The 23556-nt window shown below is 66.7% G+C and carries 23 protein-coding genes; 8 read left to right on the forward strand and 15 right to left on the reverse strand.

Going from position 1 to position 23556, the window contains the following annotated elements; translation table 11 throughout:
- Nucleotides 1-285 precede the first annotated feature (285 nt).
- Entirely contained in the window at nucleotides 286-2460 is a 2175-nt protein-coding gene (locus DD559_RS13745) for a TonB-dependent receptor (RefSeq protein WP_116469676.1), read from the forward strand.
- On the opposite strand, the gene DD559_RS13750 is transcribed toward DD559_RS13745, so the two are convergent.
- Complete coding sequence (locus DD559_RS13750) at nucleotides 2450-4261, reverse strand: hypothetical protein (RefSeq protein WP_116469677.1); 1812 nt, start codon at nucleotides 4259-4261, stop codon at nucleotides 2450-2452. The two genes, DD559_RS13745 and DD559_RS13750, sit on opposite strands and share 11 nt — an antisense overlap.
- Nucleotides 4261-4500, reverse strand: coding sequence for a hypothetical protein (locus tag DD559_RS13755; RefSeq protein ID WP_240610257.1), 240 nt, complete (start codon nucleotides 4498-4500; stop codon nucleotides 4261-4263). The genes DD559_RS13750 and DD559_RS13755 overlap by 1 nt, the downstream gene beginning before the upstream one ends.
- An 88-nt stretch (nucleotides 4501-4588) precedes the next feature.
- Here DD559_RS13755 and DD559_RS13760 point away from each other — a divergent pair, with 88 nt between their 5' ends.
- Nucleotides 4589-5011 (forward strand): hypothetical protein, encoded by a 423-nt coding sequence (locus DD559_RS13760; RefSeq protein ID WP_240610258.1) that lies wholly within the window; start codon nucleotides 4589-4591, stop codon nucleotides 5009-5011.
- Nucleotides 5012-5122: 111 nt separating this feature from the next.
- Here DD559_RS13760 and DD559_RS13765 read toward each other — a convergent pair whose 3' ends face one another.
- From DD559_RS13765 to DD559_RS13780, 4 genes are read right to left on the reverse strand one after another with little or no spacing between them, the layout of a single operon-like run.
- Nucleotides 5123-5680 carry a MotE family protein gene (locus DD559_RS13765; RefSeq protein WP_116469680.1) on the reverse strand — a complete coding sequence of 186 codons (558 nt, stop codon included), beginning with the start codon at nucleotides 5678-5680 and terminating at the stop codon, nucleotides 5123-5125.
- On the reverse strand, nucleotides 5680-6108 hold the full coding sequence (locus DD559_RS13770) for a DUF6468 domain-containing protein (RefSeq protein WP_116469681.1): 429 nt from the start codon (nucleotides 6106-6108) through the stop codon (nucleotides 5680-5682). The genes DD559_RS13765 and DD559_RS13770 overlap by 1 nt, the downstream gene beginning before the upstream one ends.
- Entirely contained in the window at nucleotides 6105-7124 is a 1020-nt protein-coding gene (gene fliM / locus DD559_RS13775) for a flagellar motor switch protein FliM (RefSeq protein WP_116469682.1), read from the reverse strand. Before fliM ends, DD559_RS13770 begins: the two co-directional genes overlap by 4 nt.
- Nucleotides 7121-7669 carry a flagellar basal body-associated FliL family protein gene (locus DD559_RS13780; protein WP_116469683.1) on the reverse strand — a complete coding sequence of 183 codons (549 nt, stop codon included), beginning with the start codon at nucleotides 7667-7669 and terminating at the stop codon, nucleotides 7121-7123. The genes fliM and DD559_RS13780 overlap by 4 nt, the downstream gene beginning before the upstream one ends.
- Nucleotides 7670-7784: 115 nt before the next feature.
- Between DD559_RS13780 and DD559_RS13785 the strand changes: the two genes are divergently transcribed.
- The 6 genes from DD559_RS13785 to DD559_RS13810 all read left to right on the forward strand — a co-directional run bounded on the left by DD559_RS13785 (nucleotide 7785) and on the right by DD559_RS13810 (nucleotide 12167).
- Nucleotides 7785-8525 carry a flagellar hook-basal body complex protein gene (locus DD559_RS13785; RefSeq protein WP_116469684.1) on the forward strand — a complete coding sequence of 247 codons (741 nt, stop codon included), beginning with the start codon at nucleotides 7785-7787 and terminating at the stop codon, nucleotides 8523-8525.
- Between the two features lie 22 nt (nucleotides 8526-8547).
- Nucleotides 8548-9330 (forward strand): flagellar basal-body rod protein FlgG, encoded by a 783-nt coding sequence (flgG, locus tag DD559_RS13790; protein ID WP_116469685.1) that lies wholly within the window; start codon nucleotides 8548-8550, stop codon nucleotides 9328-9330.
- The gene (flgA, locus tag DD559_RS13795) at nucleotides 9330-9758 is read left to right on the forward strand and encodes a flagellar basal body P-ring formation chaperone FlgA (RefSeq protein ID WP_116469686.1); all 429 of its coding nucleotides are present in this window, start codon (nucleotides 9330-9332) and stop codon (nucleotides 9756-9758) included. The genes flgG and flgA overlap by 1 nt, the downstream gene beginning before the upstream one ends.
- Nucleotides 9759-9770: 12 nt before the next feature.
- On the forward strand, nucleotides 9771-10523 hold the full coding sequence (gene flgH, locus DD559_RS13800) for a flagellar basal body L-ring protein FlgH (RefSeq protein ID WP_116469687.1): 753 nt from the start codon (nucleotides 9771-9773) through the stop codon (nucleotides 10521-10523).
- A 249-nt stretch (nucleotides 10524-10772) separates the two neighbouring features.
- Nucleotides 10773-11627, forward strand: a complete 855-nt coding sequence (locus tag DD559_RS13805; RefSeq protein ID WP_116469688.1) for a flagellin — start codon at nucleotides 10773-10775, stop codon at nucleotides 11625-11627.
- Between the two features lie 138 nt (nucleotides 11628-11765).
- Nucleotides 11766-12167 carry a hypothetical protein gene (locus DD559_RS13810; protein ID WP_116469689.1) on the forward strand — a complete coding sequence of 134 codons (402 nt, stop codon included), beginning with the start codon at nucleotides 11766-11768 and terminating at the stop codon, nucleotides 12165-12167.
- 619 nt (nucleotides 12168-12786) lie between these two features.
- Here DD559_RS13810 and DD559_RS13815 read toward each other — a convergent pair.
- The 9 genes from DD559_RS13815 to DD559_RS13855 form a co-directional block, all read right to left on the reverse strand.
- On the reverse strand, nucleotides 12787-13452 hold the full coding sequence (locus tag DD559_RS13815; RefSeq protein WP_116469690.1) for a flagellar hook assembly protein FlgD: 666 nt from the start codon (nucleotides 13450-13452) through the stop codon (nucleotides 12787-12789).
- A 10-nt stretch (nucleotides 13453-13462) separates the two neighbouring features.
- Nucleotides 13463-15202 carry a flagellar hook-length control protein FliK gene (locus DD559_RS13820; protein ID WP_116469691.1) on the reverse strand — a complete coding sequence of 580 codons (1740 nt, stop codon included), beginning with the start codon at nucleotides 15200-15202 and terminating at the stop codon, nucleotides 13463-13465.
- A gap of 77 nt (nucleotides 15203-15279) precedes the next feature.
- Nucleotides 15280-17361, reverse strand: coding sequence for a flagellar biosynthesis protein FlhA (gene flhA / locus DD559_RS13825; RefSeq protein ID WP_116469692.1), 2082 nt, complete (start codon nucleotides 17359-17361; stop codon nucleotides 15280-15282).
- Between the two features lie 21 nt (nucleotides 17362-17382).
- Nucleotides 17383-18714: a sigma-54-dependent transcriptional regulator gene (locus DD559_RS13830; RefSeq protein WP_116469693.1), complete on the reverse strand. Its 1332-nt coding sequence runs from the start codon at nucleotides 18712-18714 to the stop codon at nucleotides 17383-17385.
- The gene (fliN, locus tag DD559_RS13835; protein ID WP_116469694.1) at nucleotides 18714-19067 is read right to left on the reverse strand and encodes a flagellar motor switch protein FliN; all 354 of its coding nucleotides are present in this window, start codon (nucleotides 19065-19067) and stop codon (nucleotides 18714-18716) included. The genes DD559_RS13830 and fliN overlap by 1 nt, the downstream gene beginning before the upstream one ends.
- Before the next feature lie 10 nt (nucleotides 19068-19077).
- Complete coding sequence (fliF, locus tag DD559_RS13840; RefSeq protein WP_240610259.1) at nucleotides 19078-20634, reverse strand: flagellar basal-body MS-ring/collar protein FliF; 1557 nt, start codon at nucleotides 20632-20634, stop codon at nucleotides 19078-19080.
- Between the two features lie 166 nt (nucleotides 20635-20800).
- Complete coding sequence (locus DD559_RS13845; protein ID WP_116469696.1) at nucleotides 20801-21697, reverse strand: hypothetical protein; 897 nt, start codon at nucleotides 21695-21697, stop codon at nucleotides 20801-20803.
- Between the two features lie 125 nt (nucleotides 21698-21822).
- Nucleotides 21823-22470 carry a FliH/SctL family protein gene (locus DD559_RS13850; protein WP_116469697.1) on the reverse strand — a complete coding sequence of 216 codons (648 nt, stop codon included), beginning with the start codon at nucleotides 22468-22470 and terminating at the stop codon, nucleotides 21823-21825.
- A 13-nt stretch (nucleotides 22471-22483) separates the two neighbouring features.
- Nucleotides 22484-23518, reverse strand: coding sequence for a flagellar motor switch protein FliG (locus tag DD559_RS13855; RefSeq protein WP_438270409.1), 1035 nt, complete (start codon nucleotides 23516-23518; stop codon nucleotides 22484-22486).
- Nucleotides 23519-23556 lie beyond the last annotated feature (38 nt).

Here is a 23556-nt window from a genome sequence, read left to right on the forward strand (position 1 = left end):
CAGCAGGACGAGCGCGCGGCTGGGCGTCTTCGCCGGCGGTTCGGGGCCGATGTCGGCGCGCTTTTCCCTCCGAATCGCATGGGAATGCCCCTGGTCGCGCGCGCGGTGTGTAGTGTGCGGCCAATCCCTTGCGGCATGATGCCGCGGGCGTTGCCAAAATGACACGGTGCCGGATGCAGCGTCGAAAACGCAACGGTGACAGACGCTTGAAGCAAATCGGGGCTTGATACTATATAACGTCACAGCTACGGCGGTGCACAAAGAACAATCAAAAGGGACTGTTTGATGTCGCGCGCGCTTCTGCTTGCCTCCGTGTTTCTTCCGCTTCTACCCGTCCAGGCGCTTGCCGATCCGAAGCCGGAAACGCCGGCGACGACATCTTCCGACGAGAGCGATCCGGCGCGGTCTGCGCCGCAGGAGCAGGGCCCGAACATCATCGTCTCTGCCCCCTATAGCCAGAGCGAGCAGGATGTTCTGTCCGGCACCTCGGTGGTGACGGGCGAGGAACTGACCCGCAACCTTCGCCCGACGATCGGCGAAACGCTGGCACGTCAGCCGGGTGTTTCGGCAAGCTCGTTCGGGCCCAGCGCTTCGCGTCCGATCCTGCGCGGCTTCCAGGGGGAACGCGTCCGCATCCTTACCGACGGCATCGGATCGATCGACGTATCGAACACCTCGGCCGATCACGCCGTCATCATCGATCCGCTGCTGGCCGAGCGCGTGGAAGTGCTGCGCGGCCCTTCCGCCCTGCTGTTCGGGTCGTCGGCGATGGGCGGTGTCGTCAATGTGATCGACAGCCGCATCCCGCGCAGCGTGCCCGAGAAGGGCTACCGCCTGAACGGGATCGCGACCTATGGATCGGCGGCGAGCGAGCGCAGCGTGGGCGGCGCCGGCGATGTCGCGCTGGGTAACCGCATCGTGCTCCATGCCGATGGTTCGTACACCAAGTCGGATGACCTGAAGATCGGCGGCTATGCGCTGTCGGCAGCCAAGCGGCGCGAGGCGCTGGACAGCGCGGCACTGCCGGCGGACCCGGATGCGGCGGAGCCGATCGATTTCGCCGCCAATGCCCGTATTCGCGGCACATTGCCGAACAGCGCTTCGGAAACCTGGACGGCGGGGGCCGGTGCCTCGCTGATCACCGAGACCGGGATGCTCGGCCTCGCCTATAGCCATTATGACAGCCTGTACGGCATCCCCGTGCGCTATGCGACGCAGCCTGGCCAGGGGCAGGAGGCGCCGCGGCTGAGCGTGGTGCAGAACCGCGTCGATCTGCGCGCCGAGGCGGAGACCGGCGGCGGCTTTCTCCAGAAAGTGCGTTTCCGCGCCGGCTATGCCGCCTATCGCCACTTCGAGCTCGAGGAAGACGGCGCCGTCGGCACTGCATTCTACAACAAGGGCCTGGAAGGGCGGCTGGAACTGATCCAGTCCGAGAAGGGGGCGTGGCGCGGGGCGAGCGGCGTCCAATATTTCAGCCGCAACTTCGACGTGCAGGGTGACGAAGCGTTCCTGCCGAAGAACCAGACCAGCCAGCTTGGCCTGTTCACCCTGCAGCAGCTCGATTTCGGGAAGCTGAAGGCCGAAGCGGGCGTGCGGTACGAATTTACCGACCTGTCCGCCGATACCGTGCTGGACGATGCCCGTTTCTTCCGCGGCAAGCGCCATTTCCAGGCGCTGTCGGGCTCGATCGGCGCCTCGTACGGCCTGAGCGATACGGTACGCATCGGCCTCAACGGATCGCACACCGAACGCGCGCCTTCGGCCGAGGAACTGTTTGCCAACGGTGCCCATGCCGGCACCGAGGCCTATGAACTGGGCGATCCCGGCTTCCGCCTGGAAAAGAGCTGGGGCCTGGAGGCGACGTTGCACGCGCATGGCGACGGCTTCAGCTTCGATGCATCGGCCTATTACAACTGGTTCTCCAACTATATCAGCGACAACCAGACGACCCAGGCGGTGTGCCAGGCGGCGGCGGCGCCGAGCGGCCGGACGGTCGACCTGCCGTGCTTCCAGTTCACCCAGCGCGATGCCCGCTATTACGGCTTCGAAGCCGAGGGGTCGGTCCGGTTGACGGAGATCGGCGGCTATCGGATCAACCTCGATGCGCTGGGCGACTATGTCCACGCCAACATCGTCGATCAGGGCCCTGCGCCCCGCATCCCGGCGATGCGCGTGCTTGGCGGCATCGAGGCGCAGTCGGATCTGCTGACCGGCCGGCTGGAGGCCGAGCACGTCTTCAAGCAGGATCGCATCGCTGCGTTCGAAACGCCCACCGCCGCCTATACGATGGTGAACGCAACGGTGAGCGTGAAGCCGTTCCGCACCATGCCGGGCACCACGCTGATGGTGTCGGCGAACAATCTGTTCGACGTCGAGGCCCGGCGGGCGGCCAGCTATCTGAAGGACTTCGCGCCGCTGGCCGGGCGCGACATCCGCGTGACGCTGCGCCTCAGCCTGTAGGCGCGTCGAGCAGGTCGCCGATCGCCCCGGTAGGGCTTGCGGCGGGGATCGCGGCCATGGCGCCGCTGATCCGCGCCGGATCGATGGTCCGGGCGGGCTGGGTGAGCAGGTCGAAGGCCTGCGCACTCGGCAGCAGCTTGAATGCGCCGCCATAGCGGGCGCGCAGCGCCTGCAGCTTGTCTTCGCGGCCGAGCATCGCCAGCGCGACGGCGTGGCGCATCACAATCGCCTGGTTGGGCGCGTTCAGGGCGTTCGCGGCGGGCAGGCTGGCTTCGTTCTCGGTGACGAACGAGCCCCAGTCATGGGTCCGCCAGTGCATCTCGCTGCGCACGCCGGCGGCGCCGGGGATGCCGTCCAGTGCGGCCATCGCCGCGGCTTCGCGACCCAGCTTGTACAGCGCGACGGCCTCGACGCGCTTGCGATCGAACCGCATCAGGTCCGAATAGCTGGCCTGTTCGGTTGCGTGCAGCGTATCCAGCGCGCGGACCGGGTTGCCGGAGAGAATGAACAAGGTCGCGACGCGGACCGAGAGCGGCCCCTGCGCCACATCCTGCCGGCGCTGCGTCACCTGATATTGCAGCAGTTCGGCCGCGCGCGGGTACAGCCCCGCCGCTTCCAGCCGATCGGCCAGCCGCATCGCCAGCGCATCGCCTTCCGCGCCGGCGGGGGCCAGTTCTTTGTAATCCCAATAGAGGCCGGCGGCCTCCGGCAGCGGCGTACCGCTGTCGGGCGCGAGCATTTCGGCCAGCCAGGTGCGGATCTGCATCAGCATGGCGGCGGATTCGGTGCCGGGCTGGAAATAGCGGAACAGCGTGGCTGCGCTGCGCAGCGCGGTGCGGCGGTCCTTCAGCTCCGTCGCCAGCGCATATTCGAGTTGCAGCGCGCCCTTTTCCACCGGGCCGCCGCGCCAGCCATAGCGCAGCGCTTCCAGCCGCTTGATCGCTTCCGCAGGCGCGATGCGGTGCAGCTTCACGTCGCCCTGAATCCGGGCGAGTTCGGCTTCGGCCTTGATCTGCGGCGAACCGCTCAATTCGGCGCGGGAAAGGCGGAACAGGCCGGCGGCGGGATCGCCCGAGGCGAGCAATGCCCGGCCGCGCAGCAGGTTGGCCGCTGGATCCTGCTCGCCGAACAGCTTCAGCCAGGCGAACACCGGGGTCGTCTGGCCGGCGGCAATGGCGCCGCGCGCAGCGGCGAGCGTGAAGGGTTTGCGCGCTTGCGGATCGCGGCCGTTGATGGCGGGGACGGCGCAGTTCACCTGTCGCGCTGCCGATATCTCATCTCCCAGCGCGGCGAGTGCCCGCAGCCGCCAGGCGCAGGCTTCGGCATTGCCTTCCAGCTCGGGCAACGAAAGTGCCTCGACGGCGGCGCGATCATGCCCGACCATCGTCAGCGCGGCGCCGGTCGCCAGCTGGAACGGCGCCACCAGTGCGAGATCCTCGTCGTCGGCGACCATGGTTTCCAGCACGCCCAGCGCCTCGGCGCCCATGCCGCGGCGGATCAGCGACCCGGCATAGCGCCAACGCGCCAGCTGGCGGGTGTCGGGGGTGGCGTTGATCAGGCCGGCCCATGCCTCTTCGTCACTCAGTTCCGGCCAGTCGCGGCTGCTGGTGATCGTCGGCATCTGCGCCAGGGTGGCGGCGAACGGGGGCAGGGCGGGCGGGCCGGCGGGCAGTGCCTCGGCAGCGGGCTCGGCAGGCGCGGCCGGGGCGGCGTGGGTATCCGCATGGGGCTGCTCCACCGGCTCGTTCGGTGGCGCAGCCGCCGTGCTCGCAAGAAGGGCTAGAATCAGAACGCGACGCATCAATGGCTCCCCACAACCAGCATCGTCACCAGCGCGCCGCCGGCACCGCATCCCGCCAGGAACAGCAGCGCAGGAACGATCGGCAGACCCTTGGGCGCATCGGCCTCGACCGCCGCTGCCTTGGCGGCTGCGGCTTGCTGCGCCGGCGTACGGGCGGCATTCGCCGCAACCGCGTTGCCGCGATTGGCAGCCGCGTCGCTGACGACACGCATCCGGGCTGGTCGTTGATCGTGGCTCATTTGGATTCCGTTAAGTGCTTGTCCCTTATTTATAGGACGTCTGCGGCCCGCCCGGCGCGCCGCACCATGCATGGACGGGAGATTTTCTGTGATCGGCACGCGGAAGCTGGCGAAGCTTTTTCTGGTGGCGGCGGCGCTTTCGCCGGTCCCTGCCGGGCGTGCGCTCGCTTCGGGCGGCGGGGGCGGCGGCGGTGCTGCCGGCCTGCACCTGCTGGCGATGGATCCGATCGCGGTACCGATCATCGATGCCGATCGGGTGAGCGGCACGCTGAACTTCAAGCTGGTGGTGGAAGCGGCCGATGCCGAAGCCGCCCAGCGCCTGACCGCGAAGCTGCCGGCGCTGCGGATGGCGGCAATCGCCGGCGGCCTGGAATTTGCGCGGCTCGACGCCTCGGCGCTCCGTGCCGTGAACGTCGCCGATCTCGACAAGGCGCTTACCGGTGCGATCAAGGATGTCGAGCCGGGCGTAGCGCGCGTGCTCATCGTGGAAGTCGGCGCGTCGCAGAGCTGAACGCGGCTGCGGCCCCGGCCGATGCCGGCGCCGCGCGCTTGCTTCGCCTGTTCCAAGACACCGTTTAAGGATTTGGCGGCGGCGCGTTCCCCAACGGCCGCCGCGCGAGATTCAGCCCGGTTTGCGGCCTGGCATGGCCGGGCCGGCCACGGCGGGCGCCGCGAGCTGGCGGCCCGCATTCTTGCGGGCAAGCGCCATGCTGAGCGCGGCTGCGCCCTTGGGCGACATCGCGGCAAGGATCGCGCCGGTGGAGGTCGCACGCATCCGCTGTGCCACCTTCATCTGCACTTCCATGTCCAGCTGCTCGAACACGAGGGCAGCCTTGGCAGGCTTCATCGCCTGATAGATGCGGGCGAGATCGTCGAACTGCGCCTCGGCAGGCGAGGAGGCACCCGGCGCGCCCGGCGCGGCCGATGCTTCCTTCTGCCGTGCCTCAAGATCGGCCTGCAGCCGGCTTTCGGCGGCCTTGGTCGCCTGTTCGCGCAGGTCGAGCGCGCGCTGGCGCTTCGCCGCATCGGCGTCCCGGGCGTTAAGATCGCGCTGGATCGAATTGCCCAGCCTGGTACTGGCGGTGCCGTCCTGATCGCCGGTGGCGATGCTGGCGGCATTGGCAACCGCCGCGATGGCCGAGGCCGCCGCCATCATCAGCAGCAGGGAAGGGCGCGCCATTATGCCGCTTCCCGCGTGATATCGCCGGCCAGCCGCGCGGCGACCGCTTCCGCGTTCGCTTCGGCCGCGGCTTCATGGTCGGCCGCGGCGCTTTCGCCATCGCTGCGCAGCGCATTGGCCAGGCTGACCGCGGAAACGATGCGCTCGCAGGCGGAATCGGCGATGCCGATCATGTCGGACAGCTCGTCGCGCAGATCGCGGGCCTGTTCCACCAGCCGGGCATGCCGTGCGCAGTCGGTGCCGAGCGTGGACTTCATGTCCGACAGCACGGCGCGCGCCTGGACGGTGGCGTTGTCGAGCGCCTTCACCACATCGGTAAGCGCACCATCCTTCACGGCGCGCAGGCTGCGCATCATCCGCAGGCTCTGTACCAGCACGGCGATGCACAGGATGATCGTCAGCACATTGGCGGATAACGCGACAGTCATACTATCTTCTTCCTTGAGCGGGAAACATCGTTGACGAGGCGCACGGCGACGCGGCCGCTGCGCTGGCCGATCTGGGCCTGGGCGAGCTTGATGTCGCCACACGCGACATCGAGCGGATCGTCCGGGCTGTTGTTGAAGGCGATCGTCTGCCCCACCTGCAGCTCTTCGAGCTCGGCCAGCGGCACCGCCTTCTCGCCGAGCAGCACGTTCACGGTGACGTTGGTCTTGCGCACCTCGGAGGCCATGTGCGCCTCCCAGATGCTGTCACGGCCGCTCTTTTCGCCCATGAAGCGTTGCAGCAGCTTGTGGCGCACCGGCTCCAGCGTGGCATAGGGAAACACCAGCGTGAAGCAGCCGCCGCGCCCGTCCATATCGACCCGGAAGGTGGCGATCGCGCAGATGTTGGACGTGGCCGCGATCGCGGCGAAGCGCGGGTTGGTCTCGATGCGTTCGAGGCGCATCGAAATCGGCTCGATCGGGAGGAACGCCTCACCGAAATCGCGCAGCGCCGTTTCCAGCACGCGTGAGACCAGCGAGGTTTCGATCGGCGTGAAGCCGCGGCCGTCGATCATCGTCGGGGAATTGCCGCCGCGACCGCCGAGCAAGGCGTCGACCACCGAATAGATCAGCCCCGATTCCACCGTGATCAGGCCGTAGCTTTCCCATTCGGTGACCTTGAACACGCCGACCATGGCGGGAAGCAGCACCCGGTTCATGAACTCGCCGAAGCGGGCCGAGGTGACTTCTTCCAGGCTGACGTCGATCGCGTCGGAGGTCATGTTCCGCATCGAGCTGGCGAAGCTGCGGACCACGCGGTCGCACACCACTTCCAGCATCGGCAGCCGTTCGTGGCTGATGACCTTCGATTCCAGAACGGCGCGCAGGCCCTTCTTCTTCGCGACCGGCTCGCCGCCGCCGAACAGCGCGTCGATGTCTGCCTGCGCGAAATTGCCGATATCGTCGCCGAACGGGGCGGCGGGCGGATCGGGCAGGTCGAAATCGTCGAGATCGATCATTGCTGAATCAGATCCTGAATGAGGACTTCCTTCACCATGCCGGGCCCCAGGGTCCGCGTGGCGCGCACCATCAGTTCCTCCTTCAGGCGGAACACGGCGGCCGAACCGTTCAGATCCTCCGGGCGCAGCTCGCGCAGGAAGGGTTGATAGGCATCGAGCAGGAGGGGAAGCTTCTCCTTCAGCGCGGCATCGGTTGTCTTGGGGCCGGGCACGAGCATCAGGTGCAGCTTCAGGAAATGGGCGGTTCCGTCGGGCGAACGGAGGTTCACCGAAAGCGGCGGGATATCGACGAACTTTTCGCCCTTGCCCTCGCCGCCTTCCGCGCCGCCATGGCCTTCGGCTTCGCCCGACGCTGCCGCGGCTTCCTCGCCATGGCCTTCCTCGGCCTTGGCTTCGGTCTTGCCGCCGCCCATGAACATGGCCGCGCCGCCGCCGCCCAGCGTCAGCGCGGCAACCGTCGCCGCGCCGATGATGATCAGCTTCTTTTTCTTGTTGGGCGCCGGGCTCGCAGGCGCACTCTTATCTTCGACGATTTCCGCCGACATATCCCTGGACCTTCCCGATTTATCGGCCGCAGCGTCCGCACGCCCGATTTCCCTCTATTATAGGACCATCACCCGGCAATTTCTGCCTAGTGACACTTTTTCGAAGGACGGTCCGGTGGACATCTCTTCCTATGTGCTTCTCAGCCAGGAACAGGCGCTCAGGCGCCGGCTCGACATCGTGTCGAACAACATCGCCAATATGAACACGGTGGGTTTCAAACGCGAACAGCCCGTGTTCCGCGAATATGTGGAGCAGACGGATTCCGCGGTGAAGCCGGCCAAGCAGACTTCGTTCGTGCTCGACTACGGCGCGGTGCATGATGTCTCCAACGGCGCGTTCCAGCCCACCGGCAATCCGCTGGACGTGATGATCGATGGTCCGGGCTATCTGGCGGTGCAGGCGGGCGACGGCAGCACCGCCTATACGCGCGCGGGCTTCGTCAAGGTGCTGGAGAGCGGCGAACTCGCCACCGCCGGTGGCCAGATGATCCTGGGCGCGGGGGGCAAGCCGATCAAGGTACCACCCGAGGAAACCGGCAAGCTGAGCGTGACCGCCGACGGATCGGTGATGGGCTCGAACGGGCCGCTCGGTCGCATCGCGGTTACCGTGTTCGACAATGAAGGCGTGGTCGACCCGCGCGGAGACGGCATGTTCACCGCCAGCGGCGGTCGCGAACTCGCGGCAAACGAAACCAAGCTGGTGAGCGGCGGCGTCGAGGGATCGAACGTCAACGCGATCGTCGAGACCACCGACATGATCCAGATCCTGCGCGCCTATCAGACGAGCCAGAGCCTTTCGAACTCGATGTCCGACATGCGCAAGAACGCGATCGACAAGCTCGGCCGGGTCGGCTGATTTTCACGAAGGGAATTTCCGTATGCGTTCACTTTCCATTGCGGGCACCGGGATGCTCGCGCAGCAGACCAACGTCGATGTCATCTCGAACAACATCGCGAACATGAACACGACCGCGTTCAAGAAGCAGCGCGCCGAATTCCAGGACCTGCTCTACCAGCAGGTTTCGCGGCCGGGTTCGTCCACCGGCGGCGATACCAAGGTGCCCTCCGGCATCCAGATCGGCGCGGGCGTGAAGACCGGCGGCGTCTATCGCATCAACGAACAGGGTGCGCTCACGCAGACCAGCAATCCCTATGACATGGCGATCCAGGGCCGCGGCTATTTCCAGGTGACGATGCCCGATGGCACCACCTCCTATACGCGCGACGGGACCTTCCAGATTTCCGACCAGGGCGAACTGGTCACGCAGGATGGCTATCCGGTGCAACCGGGCATCACGCTGCCGCAGGGTGCGCTGAGCTTCAGCGTCTCCAAGACCGGCCTGGTGGAAGTCACCGTGGCCGGCAATACCCAGCCGCAGCAGCTGGGCCAGCTCCAGCTTGCGACCTTCATGAACGAATCCGGGCTGGAAGCGCGGGGCGGCAACCTCTTCGTCGAAACCGCCGGATCGGGCCAGCCGACCGTCGGTTCGCCTGGCGATCCCGGTATCGGCACGCTGACCCAGGGCTTCATCGAAGCGTCGAACGTCAACCCGGTATCGGAAATCACGGCGCTGATCACCGCGCAGCGCGCCTATGAAATGAACAGCCGCGTGGTGAAGACGGCAGACGAAATGCTGGCGACGACCAGCCAGCTGCGCTGATGTCCGCGCTGCTGGGGTTGCTGCTGCTCGCCGCTGCGCCGGGCGAGGACGTGCCGGTGGCGGTGCTCCAGCAGTCGGTCGCGCGTGGCGAACGGATCGAAGCGAGCGACATCGTCGTCGAGCCGCGGCCGGAAGCCACGGCGCGGGCCGCGCTGCGGATGGACGACGTCGTTGGCATGGAGGCCACCCGCAACCTCAACGCGGGCACACTGCTTCGGCGCGGCGACGTGATGAAGCCGCAGCTCGTCCGGCGCGGCGAACCGGTGACGGCACGGATCGTCACCGGCGCGCTGGTGATCACCGCTGCCGGCCGGGCGCTGGGCGGCGGCGCGCAGGGCGATCCGGTCCGCATCGTCGTTACCGCCACCAACCGTACGCTCGACGGGTTCGTCGATGGATCGGGTTCGGTCCGCGTTACTGCCCCCTGAAGGAAAAGGTTTATGCGTAAAGTCATCCTCGCGCTGGCGCTGGTCAGCACGCTGTCGGGTTGTGGCGCGGTCGGCCGGCTGAAGGCGGTCGGGAAGGCGCCCAAGCTTTCCACTATGGAGCCGATCGATGCGCCGGAGATCGAGCCCTCGCTCGCCGAGCCCTCCGATCGTTCGGGCAGGGTCCGCAGCGCCTCCGCCGCGACGGCGGCGCCGAGCGCGTCGCTCTTCCGGACCGGCGCCGGCGCGTTCTTCCGCGATCAGCGCGCCGGCAAGACCGGCGATATCCTGACGATCCGCATCGCCATCGCCGACAAGGCGGATATCGGCAACAACACCTCGCGCACGCGCGGCGGCACCGAAACGAGCGGAATCGCCGGCCTGCTGGGTTTGCAGACGCCGATCCGCAAGCTGACCGGCAGCGACCCTTCCAAGCTGGTCGATACCAACTCCGGTTCCAAATATACCGGCGGCGGTACCACGAACCGATCCGAGACGATCAACATGACGATGGCAGCCATCGTCACCCAGGTGCTGCCGAACGGCAATCTGATGATCCGCGGGCGCCAGGAAGTGCGCGTCAATTTCGAGATGCGCGAACTGATCGTCACCGGCATTATCCGGCCGGAGGATATCGCCCGCGACAATTCGATCGCGCACAGCCAGATCGCCGAGGCGCGGGTGATCTATGGCGGCAAGGGGCAGCTGACCGACGCGCAGCAGGCGCGCTGGGGCCAGCAGATCTACGACGCGCTCTTCCCGTTCTGATTGCCCGGACAGCGCCCCCTCCAGGGGTGTGAAACGAAAAGGCCGGGGGCCGCCGTTCCGCAACGGCTGCCCCCGGCCTTTTCCGTTTTTAACTTAACCACTTGCTAACCATCAAAATTTGCAGGGAAATTTTGGGTACGACGATTTCCTTTCCACAATGAGGGTGCAGGGCGCGGAAAGCGCCAGGTCGCGGGTCGGCGCTTCCGACCCGGATCGCAGAAGCGATCCTAATCCAAGAAGGAATATACCATGGCTTTTTCGGTTAACACCAACGTCGGCGCGATGGCGGCTCTGCAGAGCCTGACTTCGACTCAGAAGGACCTGGCCACCACCCAGAGCCGCATCAACACCGGCCTGGCAGTGTCCTCGACCAAGGATGACTCGGCTTCGTACACGATCGCACAGGGCCTCCGTGGCGACCTGGGCGGCCTGAAGTCGGTTTCGTCGTCGCTCAGCCGCGCCAAGAGCGTGACTGACGTCGCCGTTGCCGGTGCCGAGCAGATCTCCGACATCGTGAACCAGATGAAGGCGAAGGCGTATCAGTCGGCCGATACCGGTATCGATACCGCGACCCGCACCGCGCTGAACAACGACTTCACCCAGCTTCGTGACCAGATCACCACGATCGTGAAGTCTTCGGACTTCAACGGCACGAACCTTCTGAAGACCGGCGGCGGCACCGTGTCGGCGCTGCAGTCGCTGCAGGACGGCAACACCGCAACCACCGCGTGGAACCCGGATTCGCTCAGCGTGGCGAACCAGGGCCTCGACCTCGGCGGTTCGGTTGTCACGATTGCATCGAGCGGCAACATCAGCACGTCCGCAGCGGCGACCGCGATGATCGACACGATCACCACGACGCAGGCGAACCTGAAGACCTCGCTCAGCACGCTCGGCGCAGCTTCGCGCAAGATCGACGCTCAGCAGACCTTCACCAGCAAGCTGTCGGACGTGATCGACTCGGGCATCGGCAACCTCGTCGACGCCGACCTGGCCAAGGAATCGGCCCGCCTGCAGGCTCTGCAGGTGAAGCAGCAGCTCGGTGTTCAGGCGCTCGGTATCGCCAACCAGGCGCCGCAGACGATCACCTCGCTGTTCCGCTAATAGCCAGCGGCCCAACCCTGGGGGCCAAAGGCTGGAACGGGGCCGGGATGGTACGCCATCCCGGCCCTTTTTTTGTCGGTTTCCCGCGGCGTCGAATGGTTTCCGGTTCTATAAGGATACCGAACGGGAGAATTCGTAGTGTTTCCGCGCATTCGTGAAATCACCGACGCCTTTGGCGGCCGCTTGCGCGTCAGCGTTGAGGAGCATCCCAGCGGCGCCCTTATCGTCCTCGAACGACCCGACCTGGCCGGCCGGCCGCGCGTGCTGCTCGATGGCTATGGCGTCGACGTCCTGGCCGGCTACATCATGTCCGCGCGCCTTTCCGTGCCCCAAGCGCTTCCCGACGAGCATGTCGATGGCATGTTCGGTACGCGGCTGCGGCTGGAAGTCGATCCGTCTGCGGTGCTTCTGCTTACGCAGGAGGGCGGGAGCGGGATCGAGATCGCTGCACCCTTCTGGGATCGCCTATATGCCGAGTTGTGCATCGTCGCCGCCCATGCGCGCGAATTGACTCGCCGCGCGGAGGCGCGCGTCCACTGATCCCGCCTTGTCGGGGAAGATGGCGGCATCCACGCCCCCGACCCTCTCCATGCTGCCCGCCGGGGCCCCTTAGATAGGCATTCGCCAGTCCGGGCTTGTTGGCCACCTCCGCCGATACGGACCCATTGCTGCCCGGCCCGGCCCGGCCCAGCCGCAGCGCCAGCGCACTTGCGCCGCTACCCGTTCCCCCTTCCCCCCGAGGGCCGAGGACCCGTGCTGGGGCGGCCTGTTCGGGCTGGCGGTAGGTGGAGGCGCTGGGGTGGCCTGGAGGCCGTGCGGCGTCGCGCGACAGACGGAGCGTGGTACGGGCACCGGGCGGCGGCCTGTGGATTGGCTGGCTTCGGTGGTGCCGGCGTCGGTGCCAGGCGCCGCCGGCGGCAGCCGATCGCGCCGAAACGCGAGCGGCAGGCCAGTTGGGGGGAACTGGCCTGCCGCGATACCGGGCGAGGGGGCCCGGCAATGAGAGAGAGGAGAGGATCGCGAGGGGATCGGAACGTCCTCTCATCCTCTGCAAGTACTTATATAGGTAAATCCTGATCCTCGATAGAAGATAATCGTTCAATTCGGTACAGGATTTATACGGATGTCGGGTTAGGAGTGGTTTAATAGATATTATTATTTACTTCTGAATACGGGTGATCAGGCTGGTCGGGTATTGTGCGTCGTTGAGCGAAACCACCGGTGCGCCGTTAATCATCTGAACATTATCGACAATTCCTGTCGCGCTCGGCCGCGCCTTGATGGCCGCGCCGGCTGCGTTCACGCCCGAAAGCGCGACGCGATAGATGCCCGGATCGAGCTTCTTGCCATCCTTGGTGGTGCCATCCCAGCTGAAGGTGCCACTGGTGCCGGTCGCTTCGAAGGTGCGCGTGTCGACCTTGTTGCCCTTGGAGTCGAGGATCGTCGCGGTCATCCCGGTTACCGAATTGGTCGCGATCCAGTTCCACTGTGCCGGCCTGCTTGCACTGACCGCCGCCATGTCCGAATCGATTTCAACGGTCTGGCCGATCATCGACGAGTTCTGTGTCAACGATTGCATATTCATCGTCGAGAGCATTGTCGTTAGCGTCTTATTCTGCTGAATCGACTGTTCTACCTGGGAATACTGCACCAGCTGCTGCGTATATTGCGAGCTGTCCGTAGGATTCATCGGATCCTGATTCTGCATCTGGGTGGTGAGCAGCTTCAGGAACAGGTTGAAATCCGCCGTCAGCTTGCTGGTCGCGGCATTGGAGGTGGTTGCACCGGGGGTAGTGTTGTTCGTCGCGCTGGTGACGAGGGTCATTGGGTTGCTCCTAGGCGATCAGATCGACCTGGCCATCGCCCCGGATCGGGCGATAGGCGGCGGCCTGGGGTTCGGGTTCGTCGCGGAACTGCTGGTTGCCGCCGCGCGACTGTTGCTGGAAGGCAGACTGGCCGTTGCCGCTGCCGGTGCCGCTGTCGCGGCCTTCGAAGCGGAAGCTTTGGGTATCGTTGCGGATACCGGCCTGCTGGAGCGCGCGGCCCAGATCGGGCGCGTCCTGGCGGAGCAGATCGAGCGTGTGCTGGCTTTCGGCGCGCATCGTCGCCTGCATGCGGCCGTCGCGATCGAAGGCGAGGGTCACTTCCACGCGGCCCAGTTCGGCCGGGTTGAGGCGGACGCGCAGCGTATCCTCGCCGGCTTCGACCTTACGGGCGATTTCCACACCCAGGCTGCGGCCCAGTTCGCCGGGGCGGCCCTGGATCACGGGTTCGGCAGCGGTGGCTGCGGCCGGCGCGGGCCGGGACGTGGGGGCCGTCGGGCTTGCATTGGCCACCATGCCGGCGAAACTGGCGTGCGTGGGCGCCGTTGGCGCGGCACGCGGCGCATCCGTCGCCAGTTGCTGGCCGAACGAGGCGGCGCCGTCGCCCTTGTCGCCGCCATCCTTGCTCTCGCTTTGGGCGCGCGCAGCGATGGCGCTGGCAATTTCGGTGCCCGGTGCGTCTGCCGGCGACGCATCCGTCCGCGGCAGGGCAAGGTCGGGCGTTCCACCCCGGGCAGGCTTGGCCGTGACGGTGGCGCCGGCAGCCGGAGCCGGCTTGCTGTCTGTGGAGCCCTGCACCACGGGCGCAAGGGCTTGCTGGGCGAGCTGCGCCTGCGGCGGTATCTGCGCGGCGACTGCGGCATCGGCTGCCAGCAGCAATGCGCCTGCGGGATCCGGCGCGGCATCGACGGACGCGTCCTTCTGCGTGGCGTTGCCGGCCGCCTTGGTCTTGTCGGCATCCGGCGAGGCGCCGTCGTTCGGCTTCAGCGCCACCAATTGGGGTTCCGCCGGTGTCGGGATGACGGGCACCGTACCATCTGCGTTGGGCATTGGCACGGGTATGAGCTGCACCGCACCCGGCGCAGGCACGACGGCGCGTTTGGCCGACAGCAGGGGTTGGTGGGCGGGGGCCTTTGCCGGAGTCGACGCATTTGGCAGCGCGTCGGAGGCGGGGAGCGGTGCCGCGTCCGCCGTCGCGGTGGGCGAAGTTGCGGGCTGGGGCGCTGCGTCCGCGACCGCGGCCGAAGCAGCGGCAGGCAAGGAGGCGGTGTCGACCACCGGCTGGGCGATCGTTGGCGTGGCCGGCTTGGCCAGCACCTGGGCAATGGCATCGGCCAGCGGATTGCCGCCCGCGGGCGCCGGCGGTGTGAGGACGACAGACGGCGCTGCGGTGGCGAGCAACTGCGCCATCGCCACCTGTGGCTTGTCGGCCGCGGGCGCCGGCGGTGTGAGGACGGCAGACGGCACTGCGGTGGCGAGCAACTGCGCCATCGCCATCTGTGGCTTGTCGCCCGGCAGGCGTTGCGTGGCGGCAGCGGCGTCCATGATCGGCAGAAGCGATGCGTCGGTCTGGGCGACTGGCACAGGCGCGGATAGCGACGGCGTCGCCACCGCTGGGGCACCGGGGATGCCCTGCACCGGGACCGGCCCGCCCAGCATGCCGGCAAACCCGCCGACCAAGATGCCCGCGTCCGCGCCAGCCCCCGGCAATGCAGGCGTCGAGGAAGGGAAGCCGATCGTCGTGACGTTCATTCAGTCGCCTCGTGCGCGGGTTCGAAAACGGGCCGTTCCAAACCATTATAGAGCGATCGCCGAGGCGACCGATGCAATCAGCCAATTACGCCGAGCGCACGGATGCGCGCGCGGGCATGGATTTCGTTCTGCGAGAGCACCACCGTCGCCGGCCGCACCCGTTCGATGATCGAGCGGACGAACGGGCGGATCGACGGGCTGGTGAGCAGGCAGGGGATCTCGCCGTCCTGCGCCAGCCGGTCATAGGTTTCGCGCACCGCGGCGATGAACTGCTGGAGCGCCGAGGGCGCCATGGCGAGCTGCCGATCGTCGCCGGTGCCGAGGATGCTGTCGGCGAAGGCCTGGTCCCAATCGGGCGAGAGCGTGACGACCGGGATCGCCTCGCCGCGCACCTGCTGCGCGCTGATCTGGCGGGCGAGCCGGCTGCGCACATGCTCGGTGATCTGGGTGAGGTTGTTGGTCAGCGGCGCGGCTTCGGCGATGCCTTCCAGGATCGTTGGCACGTCGCGGATCGAAATGCCCTCGGCAAGCAGGTTCTGCAGGATGCGCTGGACGCTGGAGATCGACACCTTCGACGGAATGATGTCCGCCACCAGCTTTTCCGATTCCTTGTGCACTTCGGTCAGCAGCTTCTGCGTCTCGGTGTAGGAAAGCAGATCGGCGATATTGTCCTTCACCAGTTCGGTGAGGTGGGTGGCGATGATCGTGCCGCAATCGACGACAGTGAGACCGCGGAAGCCGGCTTCCTCGCGCAGTTCGCGATCGATCCACAGCGCGGGCAGGCCGAACACCGGCTCCTTGGTGTTCTCGCCCGGCAGGCCGACGGGCGTGCCGCCCGGATTGATGAGCAGCAGCTTTTCCAGCCGGATTTCGCCGCGGGCCGCCTCGGTCTCCTTGATCGAGATGACATATTCGTTGGGCTTCAGGCCCATATTGTCGATGATGCGGACCGACGGCAGCACGAAGCCATATTCGGTGGCCATCTGCCGGCGCAGCGCGCGGACCTGATCGTCGAGCCGCGGTTCGCGGGTATCGTCGTTGATCATCGGCAGCAGGGCATAGCCGATCTCGATCCGGACGGCGTCGATCGCCAGCGTTTCGGAGATCGGCTGTTCCACTGCCTGGGCCTGGGCGACTTCCTGGGCGGCGGCCATCCGCTCGCGGGCCTGTTTGGCGGTGGCGCGGCGTGACATCTCCCAGGCGACATAGCCCGACAGCGCCGAGAAGGCGGCGAAGGGGACGAAAGGCAGGCCCGGCATCAGCGCCAGCGCCCCCATCAGGAACGACACCATGCCGAACGCCTTGGGGTAGCGGCCGAGCTGATCGCCCAGCGCCGCGCCGGTCTTGCCGGCCACGCCGCCCTTCGAGACGAGCAGGCCCGCCGCGGTCGAGACGATCAGCGCCGGGATCTGGCTGACCAGGCCGTCGCCGGCGGTGAGCACGGTATAGGTGCGGAACGCCTCGGCGAACGGCACGCCGTGTTCGACCACGCCGATGCCCAGGCCGACGACGATGTTGATCGCGGTGATCAAGAGGCCGGCGACGGCATCGCCCTTCACGAACTTCGACGCACCGTCCATCGCGCCGTAGAAGCCGCTTTCGGCCTCCACCTCGGCGCGGCGGGCCTTGGCCTGTTCCTCGTTGATCATGCCGGCGGAGAGATCGGCGTCGATCGCCATCTGCTTGCCGGGCATCGAATCGAGGCTGAACCGCGCGGCGACTTCGGCAATACGGCCGGCGCCCTTGGTGATGACGACGAAGTTGATGACGACCAGGATCAGGAAGATGGTGAGGCCGATGATGGTTTCGCCGCCCATCAGGAATTCGCCAAAGGCGCCGATCACGCCGCCGGCGGCATCGGGCCCTTCATGGCCGTGGCCGAGGATCAGGCGCGTCGAAGCGAGGTTCAGGCCCAGCCGCAGCATCGTCGCGATCAGCAGGATCGTCGGGAAGGCGCTGAGTTCCAGCGGCTTCTCGATGAACAGCGCGGTCATCAGGATCATCACCGACAGGGTGATGGACAAGGCCAGCCCCATGTCGAGCAGCCAGCCCGGCATCGGCAGGATCAGCATCGCGATGATCGCGATCACGCCGCCGGCCAGCGCCATGTCGCGATTGGCGCCGATGCGATCGAGCAGCTTCAGAAGGGCGGGAGGCATGGCGTGCTACCGGCTAAGGGTTCAGGGCGCGGGCGAAACGGCGATGCCGGCTTCGATGAAGCTGCGCAGCTTGTTGCGCATCGTACGCACCGAAATGCCCAGAATGTTCGAGGCCGAGGTGCGATTGCCGTGGCAGCGCTCCAGCGTCTGCAGGATCAGTTCGCGCTCCACCTCTTCAACGGTGCGCCCGACCAGGCTGTTGATGTCGAGCGCGCTGTTGTCGGTCGTCAGCTCGACCAGCGGCGTGCCATCCGCGCTGACGAGATCGCCCGGCTGGATCGCGGCGGCACGGCCGAGCAGGATCGCGCGGTGCACGGTTTCGTCCAGCTCGCGGATGTTGCCGGGCCAGGAGTGGCGCTGGATCAGGGCCATCGCCTCGTCGGTAAAGGCGCGCGGGGGTACGCCATCGGCTTCGGCATGGCGCTTGGCGAAATAGCGGGCGAGCGCGATGATATCGTCGCCGCGCTCGCGCAGCGGCGGCACCTCGATGCGCACCAGCCCCAGGCGCACCAGCAGATCCGCGCGAAACGCACCGGCATGCACCAGCGCATCGAGATCGATGCTCGTGGTCGCGATCAGCCGCGCGTGGAAGGGAACGACCTCGTCCCCGGCCAGCCGACGAAACTGCTGCTTCTGCAGTACCTCGTGCAGCTTGGCCTGCAGCGCGGGCGAGAGTGCGCCGACTTCGCGGAGCAGGATCGTGCCGTGTCCGGCCTTTTCCAGCCGGCCGATACGGCGGGCGACCGCGCCGGGAAAGGCGCCGGCTTCATGCCCGAACAGTTCGGATTCGAGCACGTCGGGAGCAACGCCGGCGCATTCGGCGACCAGCATCGGCTGTACCCGGCCCGAGGCATCATGGACTGCGCGGGCGGTGACTTCCTTGCCGCTGCCCTTCTCGCCGGTGATCAGCACCGGCGCACCGCTGGGCGCTACCGCGGCGGCGAGCGACAGGGCGCGAGCCAGTGCGGGGTGGCCGCCGATCCAGGCCGGCGCCTTGCGCTCGACGACCGAGGCGATCGCCGCGGCGATCAACTCGCGCTGGGGGGGCAGGGGCACGTAGTCGCGTGCACCGGCGCGGATTGCCGCGACGGCGCGTTCGGCCGGGGCATCGATGCCGCAGGCGAGCACCGCAATGGTGAAGCGCTCGGCACGGATGCTCTGCATGAACCCGGTGATGTCCGCCTCCACATCGATCATGACGAGGTCCGCGCCGCCCTGGCGGAGTTCGATCAGGCCGTCCTGCGGGGTATCGGCCATCGCCACTTCGGCACCGGCGCTGCGCGCCAGTTCGGCGGCAAGGCGGAACTCGCTACCGGGTGCACCGATCAGCAGCATTCGGATCGCGGATGCCATCAGCGATCCGCCCGTACGATTTCGGTGAGCGTCACGCCCAGCGCGTTATCGATTAGGACTACTTCGCCGCGGGCGATAAGGCGATCGTTCACGAAGATGTCCACCGGTTCGCCCACCCGCCTGTCCAGTTCCAGCACGGTGCCGGAGGTGAGGTTGAGCAGATCGCCGATCGGCATGCGGGCGCGGCCGAGAACGGCCTGCACCTTGACGGGGACGTCGTGTACGGCTTCCAGACCCGTCATGCCGGCGGGTGCTTCCGGGTTTCCGCCCGGCAGCTCGAAATCCTCGAAGTCGGGCACCTGCTGGGGCTCGTTGCCGTCCGAAGGGATGATGTCGTGGGGATCGATCGTCATCTGATAGTTCCTATGCGTTCATCCATTGGCGGATCACCGAAGCTGCTTCGGGCGGGCTCGAGGCGATCGTCGATCCGATCCGCTTGAGCGCCGAGAGCTTGATCCGCCCGTCCACCTGGGCGAGGGCGATTTCCTGATCGAGCAGCGCCGGTTCGGTGGCGCCGATCGCTTCGAGCTGCTGCATCGCTTCCGGATCGCCATCCGCCGCGCGCTCGGTAAGCAGGCGGACTTCCTCGGCATGTTGCTGCGCTTCGAGCTGAGTCACCTCCGGCTCGATCGGCAGGGGCTCCGGCTTCGGCTTCAGCATGCGCAGGACGAGCAGGCCGACGCCGGCGATCAGGGCAAGCTGCAGGAAGGTCCAGATCCGGTCGACCGGCAGCTTCGAGAAGAAGCCGGCCTTGTCTTCCTCCACCGGGACGGCGGAGAAGGGCATGCTTTCGACGACGACGCTGTCGCCGCGCTGGGTGTCGATGCCGGCGGCGTTTTCCACCAGCCGCTGCAGGCGCTGGATCTGCTCGGTCGGCAGCCCCTTCGGCCCGCCATCGACCATCACCGCCACCGTGAGGCGGGTGACCTTGCCCGGCGCACGGACGGTGACCGTGCGGGTCGAGCTGTTCGAATAGGTGGTGTCTTCCGACGTCTGGTTGCTGGCCGATTGGCGCGAGCTGCCCGGCGCGCCCGGCGCGGCCTTGGCATCGGGCAACTGGTTGGCGACCGATGCGGTCTGGGGACCGGCGTCGCTTTCCTTGTTCTGGTCACCGGTCTCGACGCTCACCTGGCGGGCGACGACCTGCTTGTCCGGATCATAGACGTTCGATTCCTCGCGCGTCTGGTCGCGATCGATCTGCGCCGACACTTCCGCGCGCACCTTGCCTTCGCCGACGATCGGCTGGAGCAGCGCTTCGATTTCGGCGCGAAGCTTGGCTTCCACCGCCTGCTGACGCTCGTCGGCATCGCCGGCTCCGGCCGTATCGGGATCGCCTGCCCGCGCCAGCAGTGCGCCGGTCTGGTCGACCACCGAAATCGAATCGGGCGACAGTTCGGGCACCGAGGAGGAGACGAGATAGCGGATCGCGGCGATCGATTCCGAGCCAAGATGGCTCTTGGTCTTCACCGTCACGGCTGCCGTTGCCTTGCGGCTTTCGTTGGCGAACATCGCGCGCTCGGGCATCACGATATGGACGCGGGCGGCGGTAACGTTCTGAATCGTCTGGATGGATTTGGAAAGCTCGCCTTCGATGGCGCGCGTCTCGTTCATCTTGGCGCGGCTGGCGGAAACGCCGAAGGGCTGTTCCTCGTCCAGCACCTCATAGCCGATCTTGCCGCCCAGCTTCTCGCCGGCCATGCTCATGCGCAGTTCGGCGAGCTTTTCCTCCGGCGCCATGATCGCGGTGCCATCGGCGGAGAGGGTATAGGGCACGTTCTGCGCCTTCAGCTTCTCCGTGATGGTGGAAGCCGCGGCGGGATCGAGATCGGTATAGAGATAGCCCATGTTGGACTTGGAGCTGGTCATCGCGACGATGGTCAGCGCCGCCATCAGGGCGATCGCCACGCCTCCCATCAGCATGAGCCGCTTGGAGCCCAACTGAGCTACCAGATTCTTGATCGCTTCCAAAGCCGCCCCATGCACTAGCTACGGGGCGCGGAATGCCCCTGGTCTTCTCTAGTTATAGGAAGGCCAGGCGCGGCAGTTTCTGCCGGGTGGGAATTTTTTGCCTAGCGCGGCGGCGCCATCAGCCGCAGGCCCAATCGAACTGCAGGTCGCGAAGGTCGAGCTGCGCGTTGCCGCCCCCGAAATTATAGCCGCCCAGCATCTCTTCGAACTCGATATAGAAGGGGCTGAACGCGGGCACCGCCTGGCATGGCCGCATCGTGCCGCCCAGATGGTTATAGCCATGGTCCTTCAGCCACGGCTGTTCGTGCCATTCGCCGTCCTCCGCCGTGTAATAGGGCGAGCGATAGCCGTTCGCGGCATCGGCATTGTCCCAGGTTTCCTGCGGCGCGATCCCGGCATTGGGATCCTCGGCACGCGGCAGAAGGCGGAGCGGGCGGTGGATGGACCAGGGATCGGGCGTATCCGCAAAGGGGGATTGCCCGCTGAACGTCTCGAATGCCGGCGCCGAACCTGCCGAAATCCAGTCGGGAGGCGGTGCATCATGGCGCTCGGGCGGCAGCACCGGCGCCGGCGGACGGCAGAGCGGCCCGTCGAACTCCGCCCGGGTGAGCAGCACGGCCGCATAGGAATAGTCGAGAATGTCTTTCATCCGGTGGAGCCGCGGATGGGCTTGGCGCGCGCGCTCCCACCAACGTGCCAGATCGGGATCCTGCGGCCGATCGCTGCCGGGGGCCTCCACAATCTCGGCGACGGCATCGTTCCAGGTGCGGGCGCCGCCGTCATTCCCATCGGCAGGCGTGGCGAAGAAGGCGATGGCGACGATATCGGGGCCATGCACCCGATAGTCTTCGGGAAGCAGCAGCGTGAAGCCGTGGACCAGCGGATGGCCGGTGACCGGATCGAGCGGCCATTGTTCGGGCGCGATGCCGGGCGGCAAGCCGAAGCACCAGCCATGCTCGCCGCGATCCGGATTGCCGGTTCGCCAGGAACCGATATCGATATCATAAGCCTGCATGGTTACGCGCACCTCCGATCGCGCCTGGCCTATGCAGGCGGGGAGGGGCCGTCATCCCCTGCAGGCGGGGCGGCGGGACGAACGGTGCTCCGCGGCGGACGCGCCGTCCGTTCGCGCTCCCGGGATCAATGCAGCAACAGGCTTTCCAGCTCGGCCGCGATGGCGTCGCGACGCGCCTGCGCGCTGAGGGCGAGGCCGCCTTCATCCCAGTTGATCAGCGCATCGCCCATCGCCAGCGTGGCATCCGGCGCGACGCTGAGGTTCAGGCGGCGGCGGTCCTTGGACTGGCGGTCGGCGATCTTTGCTTCGATATCGTCGACAAGATCGGGATGGACGCGGACCTGCAATTCGGTGCCGCGCGCCACCTGGCCGAGCACCCGGCCGATCGCCGCGTCCACGGCATCGCCCGGCGCGCGTTCGATCGCGCGCGCCGCGATATGATCGGCGGCCGCAAGCGCGACTTCGGTCGCCTCGCTCGTCACGCGGTCGGTGATCTCGGTGAACTGGGCATCGATCACCTCGATGCCGGCGTGCAGGGCATCGACGGCGTTCAGCAGCGCGACTTCGCGCTCGCTGCGCGCCTGGGCCAGGCCTGCCTCGAACCCTTCGGCGCGGGCGCGGGCGATCACCGCTTCCTGATCCGATTTCAGCAGCGCGATTTCGGCGCGCAGCGCGGCGAGTTCGATCAGCGCGTCTTCGTCGACCAGCTTCTTTTCCGGCACCGGCGCGGAAAAGACCCGATCGAAGGCGAAACGTTCGACATGGATGCTCATGCGGCCATGGTCCTCAGATAATCATTGCGTCGTCGGATTTCGGATCGACCAGCAGGATCTCGCCGCGATCGGCGAGGTCCTTGGCCAGGCGGACGAGGCTCGACTGCGCCTCTTCGCAATCGCGGGCGCGCACCGGCCCCATCGAGGCCATGTCTTCGCGCATCAGCTTGGCGGCGCGCTCGGTCATCGCATTGAAGAACATCTGCTTCAGCTGATCCGGGGCGCCCTTCAGCGCCAGCGCCATTTCGCGCTTGTCGGCATTGCGGACGATCGAGGCGATCGCCGGCGGCAACAGATTGGCGAGATCCTCGAAGGTGAACATGAGGGCGCGGATGCGCTCGGCGCTTTCCGGCGCCTTGGCATCGAGCGCGGTGAGCATCGCTTCCTCGGTCGAGCGATCGAGCGAGTTGAACAGTTCCGCCATGCTTTCGTGCGGATCGCGCTTCTGCGAGCGGGACAGGTTGGTCATGAACTCGGTCTTCAACGTCTGTTCGACCTGATTGATGACTTCCTTCTGCACCGTGTCCATCCGGAGCATACGCATGATGACGTCCACCGCAAATTCGCGCGGCAGTTCCGCGAGCACGCGGGCGGCGTGATCGGGGCGCAGCTTGGAGAGGATGACCGCGACGGTCTGCGGATATTCCTGCTTCAGCGCGCCGGCCAGCACGGTTTCGGAGACGTTGGACAGCTTGTCCCACATCGTCCGGCCGGAGGGACCGCGGATATCCTCCATGATCTCCTTCACCTTTTCGCCCGGCAGGATGCCGGCGAGCAGGCGTTCGGTGGTTTCGTAGCTGCCGTGGAGCGAGGCCATGCTCGCCACTTCGCCGGTGAACTGGACGAGCAGATATTCCACGACGGTGCTGGGGATGCGGCCCAGCCCGGCGATGGTGGAGGAAAGTTCCTTGATTTCGTCGGTGGAAAGCTGATCCCAGATCGGCGCGCCATGCTCGCGGCCGAGCGCGAGCATCAGCGCGGCAGCACGCTGCGGCCCCGAATATTTCTTCAGCTCGGGCGGTTCGCCCACGGTGGCGAGAGAAGCCATGTTCATCCCTGCAGAAAATGGACCGTGCGCCGCCGCAG

Origin of the sequence: Sphingomonas pokkalii, assembly GCF_003096275.1 — a bacterium.
Taxonomy (GTDB): domain Bacteria; phylum Pseudomonadota; class Alphaproteobacteria; order Sphingomonadales; family Sphingomonadaceae; genus Sphingomonas; species Sphingomonas pokkalii.